The following is a 19,397-nucleotide window of genomic DNA, read 5'->3' as shown; positions in this document are numbered from 1 at the left end:
TCTTCTTTTATTGTGCTTTGGAAATAAACAAACTTCTGCCACTTACCCGAAACCATCTTACATGCTCTTGATAATCACTACAGTAACGTGAAACAATTTGCCAAAATGCATGATTATGTGCCAATACATGACAATGCGCTAATTCATGAATAATGACATACTCTATAGCGGCTTTATGAGCGCCTACTAACAATGTATTAAATGTCAGTGCTTTATTACTGGAACAACTTCCCCAACGGCTCTTGTACTCTCTAAACTTCACCGACGCTATACAAACTCCCATATTTTTAGTCAACGCTGGTAACACGGACATGACATACCGCTCTAGCTCACTTTGTAAGAGTAACAACAACGCCTTTCTGCACTCTGCCGTATTGCTTGGCTGCGTGACACACACATTCACAGTCTGTTTATTATGAATAACTTCACTTTCACCCGTAGAGTGAAAGTGGCACTCGAAAACCTCTCCAAAAATACGAACTTTAGAAGACACCCAAGGCACTTGTAATTGAGGCAGAGTCTGTAGTTTTTTCTGCTGTGCCAATACCCAGCTCTGTTTGCTTAGCAGCCAGCTATGCAATTGATGCGTAGAAACACCCATTGGCGTATGTACGACGACACCTGCCTCTGTAACTTTTATAGCAATACTGCGCCGACGGTTGCTTTGTTTTAATTGGTATTCAAACATAACGATAAAATTATTTACTTTTCTCCATTCTACCTTGCAAATTAACTGCTAACCTATAAGTAAATGATGAAAAAGATCAGATAGCTATGAATTCAAAACCGTGTTGCCAGTATCAATCACCTGATGGACAAATATGTCAGGAAATTGATATGGGTTCAGGGTTCTGTTTTTGGCATGATGCAAAATTCGACAAAAGTGGACTAGAGCTCACTCAAAAGCTTGAACGGTACGCAAAACGCGGTGGTCTACTACAAGGATTGGAACTAAAGCGTGCAAATCTCGAAGGGCTTAATTTAGTAAAGTTTGGTGATCACAATGGATATGATCTTTCTTATGGTAATTTCTACCGAGCTAATTTACGCGGTGCGCATTTATTTAACAATACGATTGAGCATGCTTCTTTAATGAAAGCAGATTTACGTGAAGCCAATCTACATTGCTGTAAACTGGAAAATACAAATTTGTTAGGTGTTAAATTAGATAATACCCGTATTGATAACCTACATCTAGGTGACAAACTTATGCAGGAAGTACGGGCACATCAAGCAATCAAAGAAAAAGCGCCAGATGATGCCATTGACTTGTTCCAACAATCCGAGGAAATTTATCGGTTGTTAAGAAAAGCTGCAGAGCAACAAGGATTATTTGAAATGGCGGGTAAGTATACGTATAACGAACTGCGTATGCGACATCAACAATACCCTAAAAACTCCAAGAAACGCTGGATATCTAGCGCCATAAATTTACTCTGTGGATATGGTGAAAAGCCTGAAAATGTAATTCGTTTTAGCTTAATTATGATCGCCGTTTGCGCCGTTTTATACTTTATTACAGGCATTAGCTACCAAGATCAGGTCATACAATTGAGCAGTAGCAATACATTCGTAGAAAACCTCAGTGCATTACTCAATAGCTTCTACTTCAGTGTTGTCACATTTACAACGCTCGGTTACGGAGATATTACCCCGGTTGGTATATCTCGACTTATTGCCAGTATTGAAGCTTTTACTGGCAGTTTCTCTCTGGCTCTGTTCGTGGTAGTTTTCGTTAAACGTATGACCCGATAGCATATATGTTTAACTGATTTCCTCTTTTAATTTCATCAAAAAGTCCTCCATGAAAGCGGTGCGTTTGGCTGCTTCACTCTTTGCTGCATCCGTGTGCATTTGCGCCGCGATATGCAATAGCTTAATAAAGAAATGATCTAATGTGTACTTCTTATCATCAGCCTCTCGATATTCACACATTGGATCTTCTGGATGATATAAATGTCGTGCAATCGCTCCCCCAACCTTCATACAGCGACTCACACCAATTGCGCCTAATGCATCCATCCGGTCTGCATCTTGAACAATTTTTGCTTCTAATGTCATTGGAGTTACATTCGCACTAAAGCTATGCGCCACAATCGCATGATGTATCGCAGCTAATTTAGTATCATCATATCCCTGTGATTGCAGAAAAATGACCGCTTTATCGGCTGCCATGTGTGATGCTTTTGCTCTATCGGGGTGATTTTTTGCCACGGCCACGCAGTCGTGTAACCACGCTGCAGGAAGCACAATACTCAGATCTGCATTTTCTACTTCGGTAAGTTGCTTTGCGACTTTAACCACGCGTTCAATATGCGTTATATCGTGCGCAGTATCAGCAAACGTACCCCCTAGCATAAATTCGCGACATGCCGCTTCTATATTTTGCATAAAAATCTCTTAAAAAATGAATGAAACTGACCTAAAACCCATTAATCACGGTGTTTTCATTGTATGTTGACACGGGCTTAACTAAAATGGCAAGTACTCAATTTAGTTAGGAATTTGTATGTCTAGTGTGGTCTATTTGCAACCCGGTAGAGAAAAGTCACTTAAACGTAAACACCCTTGGATATTTTCCAAGGCAATAAAAAAAATAAAAGGCAAGCCTGCGCTGGGTGACACTGTAACGGTATATAGTCATGACGGAAAGTTCCTTGCTACAGCAGCATATAGCCCTGAGTCACAGATCAGAGCCCGCGTGTGGACTTTTGATGAACATGAACAAATTGACACCCAGTTTTTCATTAAGAAGCTTGAGCGTGCACTTAATGCTCGTCAACATGTGATTAATGAAGGAGGCTTAACGGGATTTAGACTTAGTGCTGCAGAATCTGATGGTCTTCCCGGCATTACTATTGATAAGTTTGACGACTATTTAGTCTGTCAGCTACTCAGTGCCGGTGCTGAACGCCACAAAGGCGACTTACTCATGGCGCTTCGTCATGTCTTTCCTGAGTGCAAGATATATGAACGCTCTGATGTGGAGGTTCGTACCAAAGAAGGCTTAGATAAAACTACAGGCGCACTGTGGGGTGATGCGCCAACTCAACCAATACTCATTGAAGAAAATGGCTTAAAATTAGAAGTCGATATCATTAACGGCCACAAAACTGGCTTTTATCTTGATCAGCGAGACAGTCGAGCTGCATTAGAACGTTTTTCAAAAGGTAAAAGCGTCTTAAATTGCTTTTGTTACACAGGAACTTTTGGTTTATACGCACTAAGAGGCGGTTGTGAAAATGTGATAAATGTTGACGTATCACAAGCCGCTCTCGATATCGCCAAACGTAATGTTGAGCACAATGAACTCGACATATCGCGAGCCGAATTTGTCAAACAAGATGTCTTTAAACTGTTACGCCAATACCGTGATGAGGGCCGACAGTTTGATACCATTGTGATGGATCCACCGAAGTTTGCAGAAAGTAAAGCACAACTCAACGGAGCATGTCGCGGCTATAAAGATATCAACATGATAGCAATGCAAATATTAAAGCCAGGTGGCACATTACTGACTTTCTCTTGCTCAGGCTTAATGGAACAAAACTTGTTTCAAAAGGTGGTTGCAGATGCTGCACTTGACGCAGGGAAAGACTTGCTGATTGTTGAACGATTAAACCAAGCAGCAGATCACCCTATTTCAGGAAATTACCCAGAAGGGTTTTACCTCAAAGGTTTAGTTTGTAAAGTGTATTAACGTATCCGTGCAATATCTAAAAAGGGGCTATTGCCCCCTTTAATTTTAACCTAATACATTTAATTAAACTGGGTGATCTCAAGCCCAAGTAAATAACCAGTTTCTTGTTCTTGTGTACATCGTACCACTTTAGCATGCGCGTTCAAAGGAGGCGTAGAGCTGCTATTTGAATCTATGTATACTTCCACCAACGTATCCATTTCTATCGGTTCTTCGATTTCAATAGATAACCCCGTTGCACTCAAGTCGTTACATATTCCCTCTAAAGTCAGCCCAGATTCTAACAATTTAATTTGTGCTTTCGCGTTGACCATCATTCGCATAAAACGACGCTTGTCTTCGTGCAACATACCCAACTCCTAGACCATTAATTTTAGTTTTTCTAATAAGGATTGCATTGAAAAGGGTTTAACCACATATGCGTCACACCCTGCTTCAAAGCCAGCCTGTTGTTCTTGCTCAGTTTCAAGCCCTGATAGCATAACAACTGGTATATCTTTGGTTTCTGGTGTATTTTTTAACAGTCGGCATGTATCATAACCATCCAGTCCAGGCATACACACATCAAGTAAAATCGCATCTGGCCGCTGCGCTATCGCATTAGACAAACAACTTTTACCTGAATCTGCATAACTCAGTGTAAACACCTCAGACAATGCCATACTCAGCATTTCATAGTTAAAATATTCATCATCCACAACCAATACATGAGGCGTGGTATTCCTTGTTTGCTCTGCGGACATGGTTAGTGTCACTTCCTTTTCAAGATCCAAAAATTGATTCCTCTTATTAAAATAATGGGCTTGACCCAAAAAGCAAGCTTCAAGTTAAATTATTCACACTCTTTGAGCGCATTCATAATCCTTTTGGCTGAAATTGGATAAGGTGTTCCTAATGTTTGAGCAAACAATGACACCCTTAGTTCCTCTTGCATCCAAAAAATATGTACTAATTCCTCGGGAATCGGTAGCCCTTTAGGTATCCTTGACTGCGCCTTTTTATATACTTGCGCTACTTTTTCTAACTCCAATACACACAACCTATCGCGATTTGGATCTACAGGTAGTTTTTCCAATCGTTTTTCTATTGCTTTCATATAACGTAACAAATCATCAAGTTTTTCACTGCCATGACTGGTTACAAAGCCTCTAAATACTAATCTTTGCAATTGCGACTTAACGTCTCCATGAGCCGTTATCATAGTTAAATCAATAGACCCTTTCATACGCTTATTAATTGCATGCGCAACACTTAATACTTGCTCAACTTGAGTCGCAATATGAACAACACAATCACCTAGTTCACCACGAATTGCCTCTTTTGCATGCTCAAACGCCTGCTCATTACGAATATCTCCATACTTAAGCAACAGTTTATCTACCCCAGCCGCGATGCAATCATCAATCAGGTCTTGTACTTTACCGAATGGATTAAAATACAAACCAAGTTTGGCTTTGTTTGGGAGCTTCTGTTGCAAATATTTTATTGGTGATGGTACATTTAACAAGACTAAACGACGTAAACCTTGTTGATGTGCTGACAGTGCTTTTATTTGACTATCAAACAACTCAATTGCTGCACTGCTTTTTTTATCCACAAGCGCTGGAAACGCTTTTATCTCATAACTACCCTGCTTTTTTGTATATTCACTGGGTAAATCTCCAAATTGCCACTCTATGATCTGTTGCTGCTCTATGCCTTTTTCAGCGACTTGAGACAGTGTATCTGCAACTTTTCCCTGCAACTGTGTTTTGATTGCATGCAAGTCAAACCCATGAGCAAGCACAACATCTTTATCACCAAGTACCTGAAATTGCATTTTAAGATGTGCATCTAGAAGGGTTAAATCCCACGCATCAGCGTCCACCTTGACACCTGTCATACGTAACAGCCTAGTACTCAATGCATCGATCAAATTACCTTGTAAAGGTTCAACCGTAGCCAAAACCGCGTCTGCATAATTAGGTGCAGGTACAAAGTTACGCCTAATCGCCTTTGGTAAACTTTTAATTAAACCACAGATCAGCTCATGCCTAAGAGCGGGAATATGCCAATCAAAACCACTCTCTGAGACTTGATTAAGCAGTGCCAATGGAATATTAACGGTGACACCATCCACGGCTTTCCCTGGCTCGAAGTGGTAACTCAACGGCAAAATAATATTACCTTGCTGCCAAGTGTCAGGATAGTCAAACTCCGTAACCTGCTCTGCACCGTGGCGCATCAACTGTGCTTTATTCATATGTAAATAGCGTTTATCTTGGTGCTTTTTATCTTTCCACCAATGTGAAAACGCTGCACGAGTATTTACTTCTTGAGGGATTTTTTGGTCATAAAACTCAAATAACTGTTGCTCATCAACTAAAATATCGCGACGTCGTGCCTTTTGCTCTAAGACCTGAATATCATCAATCAAATCTTGGTTGTATTGCAAGAACCCTTCATTCTGACCCAGCTGTTGACCTATTAAAGCTTCTTTTAAGAATAATTCACGGCATAACTTAGGGTCAATTTGACTATACACACTGCGCTTCCTGCCAACAATGATCAGCCCATAAAGTGTTTGTTGTTCATACGCAATCACACACCCAGGTTTCTTTTCCCAATGTGGCTCACTATAACTGCGCTTAACCAAGTGCTGAGCCATCGAAGGCACCCAAGCAATATCTATTTTTGCATTAACGCGTGCGTAAAGCTTACTGGTTTCAACCAATTCAGCCGACATCAACCATTTCGGGCTTTTCTTAAATAAAGTTGAACCTGGAAACACGTGAAACTGGCTATTCCTAGCCCCTTTATAATGCTGCTTTTCATCTTTACAACCAATATGGCTGAGCATCCCACTCAAAAGTGCCTGATGGACATTATCCAATTCAGCTTCGTTGTCTGTTAACTTCAAACCCATTTCTTCAACAACTGAGGTTAACTGATAAACAATATCTTGCCATTCACGAATACGCATATATGCCAAAAAGTCTTTCTGGCATAATTTTCGAAATTGGCCTCGGGAAAGCTCTGCTTGCTGTTGCTCTAAATAATACCAAAGGTTTAAAAATGCAATGAAATCCGAATCTGGGTGCTCAAAGCGTGCATGTTTCTCATCTGCCGCTCCTCGACGTTCTGAAGGACGTTCCCGAGGGTCTTGAATCGATAAAGCAGCAACAATAACAATGACTTCTCGTAATGCCCCTAACTTATCCGCACTCAATACCATTTTAGCTAAACGCGGGTCAATAGGTAATCGGCTCAATAACCGTCCAGATTGTGTCAACTTGGTCGCTTGATGACGTTTGCTTGGGTAAACTGCTTCAAGTTCTTCCAGTAACGATACACCATCATTGATATTACGATTATCTGGTACCTGAACAAAAGGAAACTCACTGATATCACCAAGTCCGAGTCCGAGCATTTGTAAAATAACCGAGGCCAAATTAGTTCTTAATATTTCTGGATCCGTAAATTCAGGACGAGATAAAAAATCATCCTCAGAATACAGACGAATACATACTCCTGAAGCAACTCGTCCACAGCGACCTTTACGCTGATTCGCACTGGCTTGTGATACAGCCTCAATTGGTAAACGCTGTACCTTGGTTCTATAGCTATAACGACTGATCCGTGCTGTCCCTGGGTCAATAACATAGCGAATACCCGGCACTGTTAAAGACGTTTCAGCCACGTTCGTCGATAGTACTATACGTCGTTGGCTATGAGCGGCAAAAATTCGGTTCTGCTCTGCGTTAGATAATCGTGCATATAAAGGGAGTACTTCTACCCCTCGTAAATTACGCTTTGCCAATGCATCAGCGGTATCACGAATTTCACGTTCACCATTCATAAAGATTAGAATATCACCAGGACCTTCATCACACAGCTCATCTACCGCATCAAAAATACCCTGTAATTGATCATTTTGTGCTTCGATATCATTATTTGCAGTTTCAGCCGCAGGTCTATAGCGTACTTCTACTGGATAAGTTCTTCCTGATACTTCAATGATTGGGGCATCATTAAAGTGCTTAGAAAAGCGCTGAGGGTCTATAGTTGCAGAGGTAATTATAACTTTTAAATCTGGCCGTTTAAGCAACAAGTTCTTCAAGTAACCTAATATAAAGTCAATATTTAGACTACGTTCATGGGCCTCATCAATAATAATTGTATCATATTGATTTAAAAAACGATCTTGTTGTATTTCTGCCAATAAAATACCGTCAGTCATCAATTTAACATAGGTGTTATCTGATACTTGATCGCTAAAACGAATTTTAAAGCCAACTTCATTGCCCAATTCACAGCCGACTTCTTCGGCAATACGATTTGCAACAGTACGTGCTGCAAGGCGTCTAGGCTGTGTATGTCCAATGTAGCCATCAATACCGCGTCCAAGCTCCAAACATATCTTTGGTAGCTGAGTGGTTTTTCCTGAACCTGTTTCACCCGCAACAATAACAACTTGATGTGCAGCTATCGCGGCCTTAATTTCATCTTTTTTCTGACTTACCGGAAGCTGCTCTGGATAAGTCACCTCTGGTAATTGCTCTATACGAGCTAGTTTCAATGCTTGGCTACGTGCAATCGCTTGGGCAATAGATTGAACTGCTTTAGTTTGCTTCATTTCATCTGTAATTTTTTTTGTGCCGTGAAGGCGTTTTTTTAAAATGAATTGATCTTTCTTTAGGCAAGATTTTAGTTCAGAAAACAGCGGTCCAACACTCACTTCGCGATACCTTTATATAATACAAATCGCGAAGTAGTGTATCAAAAACATCTAACTGAGCCCATAATTATGCCCAGTTATTATATAAAATGATGGTTACACGTATCGATTCCCCGACTCATATGTATCATGTAAGTGCTTATCAAGCGCCAAAAGTACATTCGCTCGACTAATTACTCCCTTTAACCGCCCATCCTCATCACAAACTGGATAAAGCTTAGGGGCATTTACTGTCATACGATCTGCCATCTGTACGATACTGTCAGTTGGGGCTACGCAGATAGGATCACTATTCATAACATCACTAACAACGCTATGGGACTCATTTTGGTAAGTCGCCTCTAGCATTTTCTTAAGACAGTCTTGTTCAGACAAGAACCCTAGGACGTGTTTGTTACTATCGATAACAGGGCCACCTGACTGGCCACTTTGTAATAATTTCTCAACTGCCGCTTCTATGCGCATATCGGCAGAAAAAGTGACAGGGCGATGATTTAAATAGTCTGCTACTTGAATTGATTGCATGGTATCGGCTCCATTAAAAAACGCCAGCATTCATAACTATAGCTGGCGTCAAGCAATTTGCCTGTAATTTTTAGTCGTGTTTAAAAATACCGACCTTTGTTGGCTGGGTATTCGTTTTACTAGCTCGATACATTCCTCTGGTATTAAATGGCATACTTATGTTGCCTTGGGTATCAACAATTATCACCCCACCGGTCCCCCCCACTGGCAGCAATACGTCATGAATGACAGTTTTACCGGCTTCAGCTATAGTTTTTCCTTGATATTGTACTCGCGCGCAAATATCAGCAGCCACATTATAACGAATAAAGTACTCTCCATGACCTGTTGCAGATACTGCACAAGACGCATTATCTGCAAATGTCCCAGCACCAATAACTGGCGAGTCGCCAATTCGGCCATAGCGCTTGTTGGTCATACCACCGGTGGATGTAGCTGCTGCAATATTACCACTTTTATCCAATGCCACAGCTCCTACTGTCCCTACTTTATATTCAACGTCTAACGATTGGTGTGCAGCTTGATACTCTTTATTCTGTTGTTTTGCTTTTTCCATTTTATCTTTAGCACGCTCTAGCGCTTTATATCTATGCGGTGTATCAAAAACCTTATTATCCACTAACTGAACGCCCTGCTGTTGAGCAAACACTTCAGCCCCTTGGCCACTAAGCATGACATGCACAGATTCTTCCATTACTAACCGAGCAAGATGAATTGGGTTTTCGATATGCTTAACACCAGCAACCGCACCAGCTTCTCGTGTTTTACCAAACATAATTGAAGCATCAAGCTCATGCTCTTCATCATGAGTATATACAGCACCTTTACCTGCATTAAAATACGGTGAATTTTCAAGAATAGTCACTGCCTGGGTAATGGCATCCAAACTGCTTCCCCCCTTATCCAGTACAGCGTATCCAGCTTCCACTGCCTCTTGCAGCTTCGCTCTATATGCTTGTTCTTTTTCGGGTGTAAATTTGCTCTTTTCTATGGTACCAGCGCCGCCATGTATCGCGATTGCAATAGGCATCTCAGCTGCACTAGCGAATTTCCCAATAAACATAAGCGATGCAAATAAAGCACAAAAACTGAGTGGCTTCTTATTCATATTATAAAACTCATTGCTAAAATATCGACCATGCGTCTTATCGGATCTTAATGCAAGCTATACACGACCAATTTTCTTAAGGCATAAAAAAAGCACCTTACGGTGCTTTTTAAATTCAATCGAATTTTTAATCAGCTTGTTGCTGTGCTTTTAAACGCGCTAAACGTGCAACCTGGTGTGTTGACGTTAAAAAAGCGAAAATTGGGGCTAAATAACCACGCTTGCGTAGCTCAAGGTGCTCTTCATCACTTAGTTCATTGAGCTTACGCTCATCAACTAAATAGATACCATTAATATCTTTCTTCTCACCTTTAATGTCTACTGTCAGCGTTTGCTGTACAAGAAGCTCTTTATCAGCAAGGTACTGTGTAAACGCTTCTGTAACACGTGAAAACTCAATGAAGTTAACCAATGCTTCTTTACGTGCTTTTAAATAATCCGTTTCCTCGCCGTCTTTAAACAACGCGTTACCTTGCTCTTCACCAACCAGTGAACTCGCTTCATCAATCACAATACCGTATTGATCTTCTTCTGGGTGCTTAACAAGCCCAAATGGGTAACGAGTTGCAGCTAACGGAGCGAAACCAGATGTCCACTTGCCATTTTCAACAAACAAATTTTCGCCCGGCTCCAAGCCAAACATAGCCACTGGCTGAAATTGACCTGATTCTGTATTTTTAACAAAGGCCATTGGAAATTCAGTGGCTACACGCGCAAACTCATGCGCAACAACTGGCATTAAGTGCTGAGATTTTAAGAAATCAACATTGATGCCATTTTGTACTTTCGTGTTGGCATGTTTTTCGTTGTGTAAAGGCTGCACTTGTTGCTCTGCCATAATATTACTCCATTCAATTTTCATATTTATTACTTTTTGTTGGCATAAGGCTAAAGGTTTTAAAAAGAAAAGGAAAGCCCTAACTTAGGGAATATCGTTAATTATTTATGATTAGCGATAACAACGAAAAGAGCATGAATCAACTTACCTTTCTATACTCGTCACAAACCCGATTAAAAACATAAAACTAGGTTTCACTTAAAGCAATTTAGTTATAAGTTTCTTACTGCTCCACTCGAAAAAATATCGTATACTGGGCGACATAAATTCAACCATTCATTCCGCTTATTTAAAGTGATAACAGAGTTGTTTTGCATGGTATTTATACAAACTTGAACGATACCAACCTGCTAATAAACCGAACGATTAAAAGGAGCATATTTTGCAATATCAAAACAACTCAACGAATCATGCTTTGGTCAAAACAATAGATGCCTCAACTGACAGCAAAAAGTGGTTAAAAACAGCCTCAAATTATCGCCCAGATTGGGTGTTACCAACCAACAGTTACCCAGGGTTATGGGCTAAAGTGCACAATGACTATTTCGCCTTTATCAAAAACGTTATTGACGCGCTTTCAACACCGTTTAACTATTCAGCAAATAATGTAAAACGCGTCAGTTGCAATTATGCATTGGTTACACAAGAGCCGAGTAGTTTACAACCATTTCAAACAATTCCACATTTCGATTTACCAAAGGATAATCAAATCGCTCTCGTTCATTATCTGTGTGACGCACAATTTGGTGGTACAGGGTTTTATAGTCATAAATCAACGGGGATCAATAGAGTCTCAAGACACAATCATGATGACTATATTCACTCCATTAAAAAAGAAATAGACACGCACACTGCACAATCCCCACAATATATCACACACACTCATCCTTTATTCGTGCGCGAGCATTATGAAGCGGCACAATTTGGAAAGATAGTTGCTTACCCTGGTAACTTACTCCATTCTGCATGTATCCCACAGCAGCTTCCTAAAGCGAACGATTTACGCTCTGGGCGATTAACCATTACAACATTTGCCACCTTAGGAGAAGATATCTAACCCTTCGCCATACCATGGCGACAAATATGCTCTAATAAAGTGCGGTGTGGCTGCAAATGCTTTTTGCAAAACAGTACGCCCTGATCTATTTCATATTTTAATTTGTTTAGCTTATCTACATCCTTATATTTACTTGCTTCATGAGATAAGTTCGTTGGAAAGTTCATTCCATAAAGTACATATAAAAAGTTGTCTAACCTAAATGAATCAATTGTATATCTGAAGTCGAATTGTGATGGTATTTTATACTTCCACACCTCTAGCTTTTCTTTTAATTCATCTGATAATGACGCACTATTTCTATTATCTTTCCAAAACCCTGAGTCGTCTCGCTTCGATAGGTAATAATGCAATTTAATAAAGTCGCAGGTTGATTCCCACATTTGGCAAATGTCTTGATTGAATCGCTTTGCACTCAGTGCCATATTCTCAGTATGAGCTGGTAACATATTCGCGAACACCCTTGCAGTCACATCAAACATCAGTAACCCAGTGGCTTCTAATGGCTCGACAAACCCTTGAGACAACCCCATCGCGACACAGTTATTGATCCATGCACGCTTTTGATAGCCAACTTTCATCTTTATTTTACGTACATCAGAATACGTCAGCGGCCGCTTTAGATAATCTGACAACGTCTGTAATGCATCATCATCAGATTGATGCTTACTTGAAAAAACATACCCTACCCCTCTGCGGCTTTGTAAACCAATATCCCAAATCCAGCCATTTTCTTGTGCTGTAGATATTGTGAATGGAGGAATTGTTTGTTCTGGGTGATCATAAGGTACTTGAATCGCAAAGGCGGTGTCTGTCAATAAAACCTCTTTTTTACTTAAAAACTCACCTCCCAATGCCTGTTCAATCAATAACGCCTTAAACCCGGTACAATCAACAAATATATCAGCAGTCAATGTTGAAGGAAGATCCGTAGTGAGATGAGAAATAAAGTTCTGCTTATTTGTGTGAACATCCACCACATTTGCTTTAACATTCTTCACTCCCAGGTTTTCTATCGCATGCTGTGACAACAGTTGTGTGAACTTCCCCGCGTCTAAATGGTAGGCATAATTAAAAATCCCTGTGTACTCTTTATCATTAGGTCTCTTAGGACCAACTCCAAGCGCACATGCATGAGACTGCACCGATACAAGATCTGCAAAATGCGTTTGGCCCAATGTCTTATCTAACAACCAATAAGGTGTAACATCAACAGGTGTAAGCTTAGGAAAGTCAAAAATATGATGATAAAATGATGACTGACCTTTATTAGGCGCAACCTCCCAATCAACAAACTTAATACTTTGCTTAAAAGAAACATCGCATTTTTGCACAAACTCTGTTTCACTAATTCCAAAATAGCGCAGTGTATCTTTCATTACTGGCACTGTGCCTTCACCTACACCAATGGTCGGTATATCTGGCGAGTCTACCAGGGTAATTGAAATTGTACTGTCTTTAAAAGGCTCTAACTTTTTTGCTAAGTGACAAGCCGCTAACCAACCGGCCGTCCCGCCCCCAACAATTACAATGCGCTTAATGTTTTGTTTATCTGTCATCGTTATCACTACCTACTTCAAATAATACACTACCGTTTATAATATTGGCGCTCTAATACGCTAGCTGCATCAAGTAACCCTGACCAAGAACTCACCATATCATATTAAAATCAATCCCTGATACTGAAAGAAAATACCATTATTTTTCATCAGCTATAAAAAAACCCTGACCAAAGATCAGGGTTTTTATTATTAAGTTACGACCTAGAAACGGAAGTCAACAGCTACAGAGTAACGGGTATCTGCAGAGTATGACCATGCTGCATAGCCATCACGTAAAGATGCTTTTGAACCAGCTGGAGATTGTGCATCGCCAAACTGTACGCTATCTTCACCCGTTAAGTTTGTACCAGCAAAGCGAACAGTGATCATTTCTGATACAGTATAACTCGCTGTCAGGTCAAGTGAACCATAGTCATCATGACGACGGTTTCCGTAGAAGCCTGTTTCACGGATCATGTACTCTGAACGCCAGTTATAAGCTAGACGAAGTGATACGTCATCATTTTCATAATAACCAACAGCGTTGATCGTCGTCTTAGAGCTATCTGAAAACTCACCAATCGCATCAACAAAGTTTGATTCTTCTACAGAGCCATCAGCATATGTCAGGTTAAACATAGTACCAAACCCACCACCTAACTCATGTTGTGATTGGAATTCAACACCAAAGATATCGCCACCAGTACCATCAACACGCGTATTAACCTGCCAGTTGTCTTCACCTGTTACAGGGTCAACAATACCCACATTTTGATTCAATAATGTATCAGTTGTGGTGAAGTTACTAACGTCTTTATAGAATAAAGTCACGGCAATCATGTCTGCATCACCGTAATAATATTCAATACCTAAATCAGACTGTGTCGCTTTATATGGCTTAAGGTTAGGGTTACCCTTAGTTAACTCTTCATTACCACGTTGCGTATCACCGTAACCAGAGATAGCAGTAGCCGCAAACATATCATCATAGTTTGGACGAGAAATTACTTGTGCAATTGAGAAACGTGCAATCGTATCTTCATTCACGTCATAGGCTAAGTTGAAGCTTGGTAAAAACTCGCTGTAATCACCTTCGTCTTTAATGATGTTGGTGCCAAGACCATTATTCTGAGCAATTCCGTTTGGATCTTCACTGCCTGGGGTTGGTGCATAATAGCTTGAAGATGCATCGGTAGAAACATAACGTACGCCAAAGTTACCACGGTAGTTTTCACCACTGTAGTTTGCCATTACATAAATCGCTAAGTTTTCTTCATCGACTGTCGAGAAACCTGAGCGGTCTTCATACCACTGGTCAAATGACGCAGTTGCATTTTGACGCATCGCATTGATATCTGGCGTAGGAATGCCAATATCTTGCGTACCTGCAGAATCTGACCCTGTCCAATATTGAGTCGGGTCTATAATGTTGTGATCTTTATGTGTTGGACGGTAAGATTTTTTCTCTACTGAGTGGTCAGTCCAGCGAATACCTGCTTTCACACTTGATACATATTCGTGATCTAACTCAAACGTAGCATCAACTTGGAAATAGGTTTCTTCATCTTTGTTAGGAGCACGTTGTGATGCCCAAGACTGTAAGCCTCGACCATCCCAGTCATCTGCATACTCAGAAATATTCCAACCACCTTTTGGTAGGTTAACCGTTGAAGCTTTGCCCGAGTTATCTAACACTAACCCATTAACATCAGCACCAGTACCAATAAAAGTTGCATGGTTAATAGTAAGGTCTGTACCACCTTCAGCTGTTGTATTACCAATGCGAGTTTCTACTTTAAAGCCATCGCCTTCAAAGTTGTATGCTAAATCAATAACTTCTGATTCCATTGAAGCGAAACGAGCAAACGTTTGAAGGAATGTTCTACCTGCAGAGTCATCACGTGTATTTGAACGAACTGTACATACACCACTTGCTAGTGTTTGTTGACAGTTTTCAGTATCAGAGAATAAGAACAAGCTGTTATTGTGGTTGTTCGCATCGAGCTCTAATGTCATATAATGTAATACAAGCTCAGATGTGTCATCAATTGCATATTGTGCAGTTAAATCAACAGCCGTTCTTTCGCGTGCTTGTTCGAAGTAGTTTACAGACTCAGCACCTGACCAACCGTATGACGCTTCATTACCGCGACGTGCATAGGTTGTATCTTCAAATGCAACAGCGGCTAAAATACCAAAATTCTCGTCCGCATTTTTCCAGCTATAAAGCCCTGACACACCAGGATCTGTTTCGTCTGACTCCGATGAGTACTCAGCTTCTACTGATAAAAATGCAGTGCCTGAGTCTAAATCTAACGGTTTACGCGTCTCTACATTGACCGTACCACCCACACCGCCTTCAACAATGTCAGCTTGTGAAGATTTGTATACTTCGATACCCGAAATCATTTGAGGTGGTAAAAGAGAGTAGTTAAAACTTCTGTCAATCGCTTGCTGATCGTACCAACCAGTTGATGCAACTGCTTGGCCATTCAAAGTTGTTAATGTTAACTGGTTCGAAGCACCACGAATAGACACTTGTTGACCTTGACCAAACTGTCTGTTTACTGCCACACCTGGGATGCGCCCTAGCGCTTCGCCAACATCACTGTCAGGGAATTTACCGATATCTTCAGCAGATACAGCGTCAACGACACCGTTCGCAAAACGTTTAGTATTAACAGACTCTTTTAAAGAACGTCGAATACCACGAACTTCAATTACTTCAACGTCTTCTTGAACTTTATTTTCATCAGCAGCATAAGCTATGCCTGATACGCCTGCACTAAGTACAAGACCGACATTAACTGCTAGTAAGCTTTTTTTAAAATTATTAGCTAACACAGGATTCCCCTTGAATCATATTGTTGGTTTTTTAAATCACTTCTGCCCAGTGATGATGACAACGCTGTCATCTAATAACAAACATACACCGTAAATTACAAATTCGCTACATCTTTTTTGTCATATTAGACAAAAAACAGTCACAAATATCGGTAAGTCTTTGATTTTTATGAAAACTGTAATTTTCGTATGATTTTTTGTTACAAAATATCGATGGGAATATAGCATAAAAAACCAATATGCAGTAATAAATTACTCAAATTGGGGACCTTTATAACTAAGGGTTATATGAAGGGGCTAATTTATTGTGATTTTTACTGTCAATTGAGATGAGAATACTTTGGCAGAAGTGTTCAAGGGTGATAACCATTCTCAATGACAACGCTGTCATTATAGATTCTCATACTCTTTCTGTCTAGTCCTTTACTGTAAAATACTCATAACTTTTTCAGCCTATCTCCTTTAATTACGGTACATACCAGCCAATTCATATTCAGTGATCATTCATCAATAGCGTCAAAATATAATAATAGACGATTCAAAGTAACAACCATAATGATATCTTCACTAACAAGGCAACAATAAGTAATATTCGGATAATTTGCTTTTTTGGATTAACGGGAGACCAAACGAAAAGTAAGGTGTTGATTTAATGATTAAAGGTATGTAAGTACAACTATGTGGGATTGTATCGCTTCTCGCCCTTTCAGCGTTTAAATTGGCGCTAAGTACATAACAAACGAAATGTGAGCACACAACGTGTGTACTCACATAAAATCGTTACTACGGACACCAAAAAACACTGAGGTTTATATCAGGATGGTTTAATACCGCGCGCAAAGGGATCTCAAGTTCGGAACCCTGCACTTTTGCCTGTTCATACATCGCTCGCTTTTCGTCACCACTAATTAACAGTACAACCTCTCGCGATCGCGCAATACCGAATAAGGTCAAACTCATCCGCTCGGTAATACTGCCTGTCACTTCACTTTCAATCGCGTCGATTGCACAAACAATCTCTGTCGTTTGCAGAGCATGCGGCAAACCTTGTGAATTCGGGAACAATGATGCCGTGTGACCATCTGGGCCCATACCTAAAATAGTAACATCTGGAACCTTTAATGCCTGATAAGCTTGCTCGCACTCTACTTGCCCGATACTCGCAGACTGAGCAGAGTTTTTCATAGTAATAAACGCCGCACCTGAAGCTTTATTTTGTAGTAAAGTCTCATGAATGAAAGCTTCATTTGACTTGTCATGATTGGCATCAACCCAACGCTCGTCTACCATTGCAATTGAGATTTTTTGCCACTCTAATGGTAAGTTAGATAAATGCTTATAAGCAGGTGCTGGGGAAGACCCTCCTGAAACCATCACCAACGCATTGCCATCACGTTGAATACCACCATCAATACCATGTTCTAACAAAGCGGCTAATGCTTCTGTCATTTGTGCCTTAGAGTCAAATAAACGTTCGTTAATTATTGCCATTATATTTTCTCTCCAGCGTTAAACCACACATGACCATTCTCCTGTAATAACTCATCAGCACCTTCAGGGCCCCATGAACCTGCGCGATAAAGTGCCGGGGCACCTTTTTCTTGCCAACGAGCTACAATTGGGTCAATCCATTGCCACGCTTGCCTTACTTCATGACGGTGAATAAATAAAGCTGGGTTATTTGCTGCCGCATCCAACATTAGACGTTTATATGCATCTGAGTGGAAACCATTTTTGTATTGTTCGCTCAGCTCAATGTTTAATGTAACTGGCTCTAATTGCATATCCAAATTATCTAACCGCTTAGACATCAGAGTCAGTTGAATGCTTTCTTCGGGTTGTAGGCGGATCACAAGGCGATTTGGTTGAATTGGACCGACAGAGTCATCGTACACATTGTGAGAAACGGGCTTATATTCAACAACAATTTCCGCACAACGTTTATGCATTCGCTTGCCCGTTCTTAAATAAAACGGCACACCTGACCAACGCCAGTTATCAATATGAGCACGAATAGCCACAAAAGTTTCGGTAATACTAGATCCCTCACCGAGTTCCTCTAAATACCCAGGAACTAACTTCCCTTGTAAATCACCAGGAACATATTGGCCACGGATGATGTTATCATCAACGCCTGTGCCAACAAGAGGACGCAACGCTTCTAATACCTTAAGCTTTTCGGTACGAATACTATTTGCATTTAACTTATGCGGCGACTCCATCGCAACAAGGCACAACAACTGCAATAGATGATTTTGCACCATATCTCGTAAAGCGCCGGCTTTATCATAAAACCCAGCTCGAGCTTCTAACCCAACGGTTTCAGAAATGCTAATTTGAATATTATCTATAGACTTAGCATCCCAGAGGTTTTCAAATAATGCATTTGAAAAACGCAACGCCATTAAGTTCTGTACCGTCTCTTTTCCCAGATAATGGTCAATACGGAAAATTTGTTCTTCCGTAAAAAACTCCGCAATTTTACCATTGATCTCTTCCGCAGACTTGCCACAGTAACCAATTGGTTTTTCCACAACAACGCGAGACGTTTCAGTTATAAGAGACTTCAGTGATAAGATCTCACAGCATTTACCATAAACAGCGGGTGGTAACGATAAGTAAAAAACGCGAGATTTATCGGCTGCATCTTGATCTAAAGTAGTTTTTAGCTTATCCCAGTTGTCATCAATGTCAGTAACATTAACCACAACGGGTACTAAAAATTCAGAGAACGCAAGCCAATCTTTCTCATTAAATTCATCAGCCCCCAAAAACGATTGAAGTGCTTGATGTGCCGTTTCGATGTATTCTTGTTGTTTACTTTCTTCTCGAACAGTCGGCAGAATACGAGAGCCTTCGGGCAGGTTCCCTTCTTGATATGCACGATACATCGCTGGTAATAATTTACGTAAGGCTAAATCACCCCCACCACCAAAAATTACGATATCAAAAGGATTAAGCATAATTTACTCTCTACAGGTTAGGCGCGTCGAAACAAACCATGTTAAAAGGCGCGCAATATTTCATTATAATATTTGACAGTTAAGCTACCGCCCAGTCTACCAAA

General features: G+C 40.4%; 15 protein-coding genes. 3 read left to right on the top strand and 12 right to left on the bottom strand.

Going from position 1 to position 19,397, the window contains the following annotated elements; genetic code table 11:
* Positions 1-7: 7 nt before the first annotated feature.
* On the bottom strand, positions 8-688 hold the full coding sequence (locus J8M01_RS10155; protein WP_210996182.1) for a SprT family zinc-dependent metalloprotease: 681 nt from the start codon (positions 686-688) through the stop codon (positions 8-10).
* An 86-nt stretch (positions 689-774) separates the two neighbouring features.
* On the opposite strand from J8M01_RS10155, the gene J8M01_RS10150 reads away from it, so the two are divergent.
* Positions 775-1,755 (top strand): ion channel, encoded by a 981-nt coding sequence (locus J8M01_RS10150; RefSeq protein ID WP_210996183.1) that lies wholly within the window; start codon positions 775-777, stop codon positions 1,753-1,755.
* A 9-nt stretch (positions 1,756-1,764) separates the two neighbouring features.
* Here the strand turns inward: J8M01_RS10150 and J8M01_RS10145 are convergent, their stop codons facing one another.
* The gene (locus J8M01_RS10145) at positions 1,765-2,391 is read right to left on the bottom strand and encodes an HD domain-containing protein (RefSeq protein ID WP_211057893.1); all 627 of its coding nucleotides are present in this window, start codon (positions 2,389-2,391) and stop codon (positions 1,765-1,767) included.
* A 118-nt stretch (positions 2,392-2,509) separates the two neighbouring features.
* On the opposite strand from J8M01_RS10145, the gene J8M01_RS10140 reads away from it, so the two are divergent.
* Positions 2,510-3,700 (top strand): class I SAM-dependent methyltransferase, encoded by a 1,191-nt coding sequence (locus J8M01_RS10140; protein ID WP_192506929.1) that lies wholly within the window; start codon positions 2,510-2,512, stop codon positions 3,698-3,700.
* A gap of 59 nt (positions 3,701-3,759) precedes the next feature.
* On the opposite strand, the gene J8M01_RS10135 is transcribed toward J8M01_RS10140, so the two are convergent.
* From J8M01_RS10135 to J8M01_RS10110, 6 genes are all read right to left on the bottom strand, one after another.
* Positions 3,760-4,050: a PilZ domain-containing protein gene (locus J8M01_RS10135; RefSeq protein ID WP_211057892.1), complete on the bottom strand. Its 291-nt coding sequence runs from the start codon at positions 4,048-4,050 to the stop codon at positions 3,760-3,762.
* 9 nt (positions 4,051-4,059) lie between these two features.
* Complete coding sequence (locus J8M01_RS10130) at positions 4,060-4,443, bottom strand: response regulator (RefSeq protein WP_192508513.1); 384 nt, start codon at positions 4,441-4,443, stop codon at positions 4,060-4,062.
* An 89-nt stretch (positions 4,444-4,532) separates the two neighbouring features.
* Positions 4,533-8,417, bottom strand: a complete 3,885-nt coding sequence (gene hrpA, locus J8M01_RS10125; protein ID WP_211057891.1) for an ATP-dependent RNA helicase HrpA — start codon at positions 8,415-8,417, stop codon at positions 4,533-4,535.
* Positions 8,418-8,513: 96 nt separating this feature from the next.
* Positions 8,514-8,942, bottom strand: a complete 429-nt coding sequence (locus J8M01_RS10120) for a CBS domain-containing protein (RefSeq protein WP_192506926.1) — start codon at positions 8,940-8,942, stop codon at positions 8,514-8,516.
* Positions 8,943-9,012: 70 nt separating this feature from the next.
* On the bottom strand, positions 9,013-10,005 hold the full coding sequence (locus J8M01_RS10115; protein WP_225738388.1) for an isoaspartyl peptidase/L-asparaginase: 993 nt from the start codon (positions 10,003-10,005) through the stop codon (positions 9,013-9,015).
* A gap of 172 nt (positions 10,006-10,177) precedes the next feature.
* Complete coding sequence (locus J8M01_RS10110; protein ID WP_192508512.1) at positions 10,178-10,888, bottom strand: SapC family protein; 711 nt, start codon at positions 10,886-10,888, stop codon at positions 10,178-10,180.
* Positions 10,889-11,270: 382 nt separating this feature from the next.
* On the opposite strand from J8M01_RS10110, the gene J8M01_RS10105 reads away from it, so the two are divergent.
* Positions 11,271-11,945 (top strand): DUF6445 family protein, encoded by a 675-nt coding sequence (locus tag J8M01_RS10105; protein ID WP_192506924.1) that lies wholly within the window; start codon positions 11,271-11,273, stop codon positions 11,943-11,945.
* Here J8M01_RS10105 and J8M01_RS10100 read toward each other — a convergent pair.
* The 4 genes from J8M01_RS10100 to zwf form a co-directional block, all read right to left on the bottom strand.
* Positions 11,942-13,504 carry a tryptophan halogenase family protein gene (locus J8M01_RS10100; protein ID WP_211057890.1) on the bottom strand — a complete coding sequence of 521 codons (1,563 nt, stop codon included), beginning with the start codon at positions 13,502-13,504 and terminating at the stop codon, positions 11,942-11,944. The genes J8M01_RS10105 and J8M01_RS10100 overlap by 4 nt on opposite strands.
* 204 nt (positions 13,505-13,708) lie before the next feature.
* On the bottom strand, positions 13,709-16,330 hold the full coding sequence (locus J8M01_RS10095) for a TonB-dependent receptor (protein WP_192506922.1): 2,622 nt from the start codon (positions 16,328-16,330) through the stop codon (positions 13,709-13,711).
* A 783-nt stretch (positions 16,331-17,113) separates the two neighbouring features.
* The gene (pgl, locus tag J8M01_RS10090) at positions 17,114-17,821 is read right to left on the bottom strand and encodes a 6-phosphogluconolactonase (protein WP_211047822.1); all 708 of its coding nucleotides are present in this window, start codon (positions 17,819-17,821) and stop codon (positions 17,114-17,116) included.
* Positions 17,821-19,293 carry a glucose-6-phosphate dehydrogenase gene (gene zwf / locus J8M01_RS10085; protein ID WP_211057889.1) on the bottom strand — a complete coding sequence of 491 codons (1,473 nt, stop codon included), beginning with the start codon at positions 19,291-19,293 and terminating at the stop codon, positions 17,821-17,823. Before zwf ends, pgl begins: the two co-directional genes overlap by 1 nt.
* Positions 19,294-19,397: the final 104 nt, after the last annotated feature.

Source organism: Pseudoalteromonas sp. MMG005 (genome assembly GCF_018101015.1).
GTDB lineage: Bacteria > Pseudomonadota > Gammaproteobacteria > Enterobacterales > Alteromonadaceae > Pseudoalteromonas > Pseudoalteromonas aurantia.
Note: the sequence above shows the minus strand (reverse complement) of the source record. Positions and strands in the feature narration are given on the sequence as shown.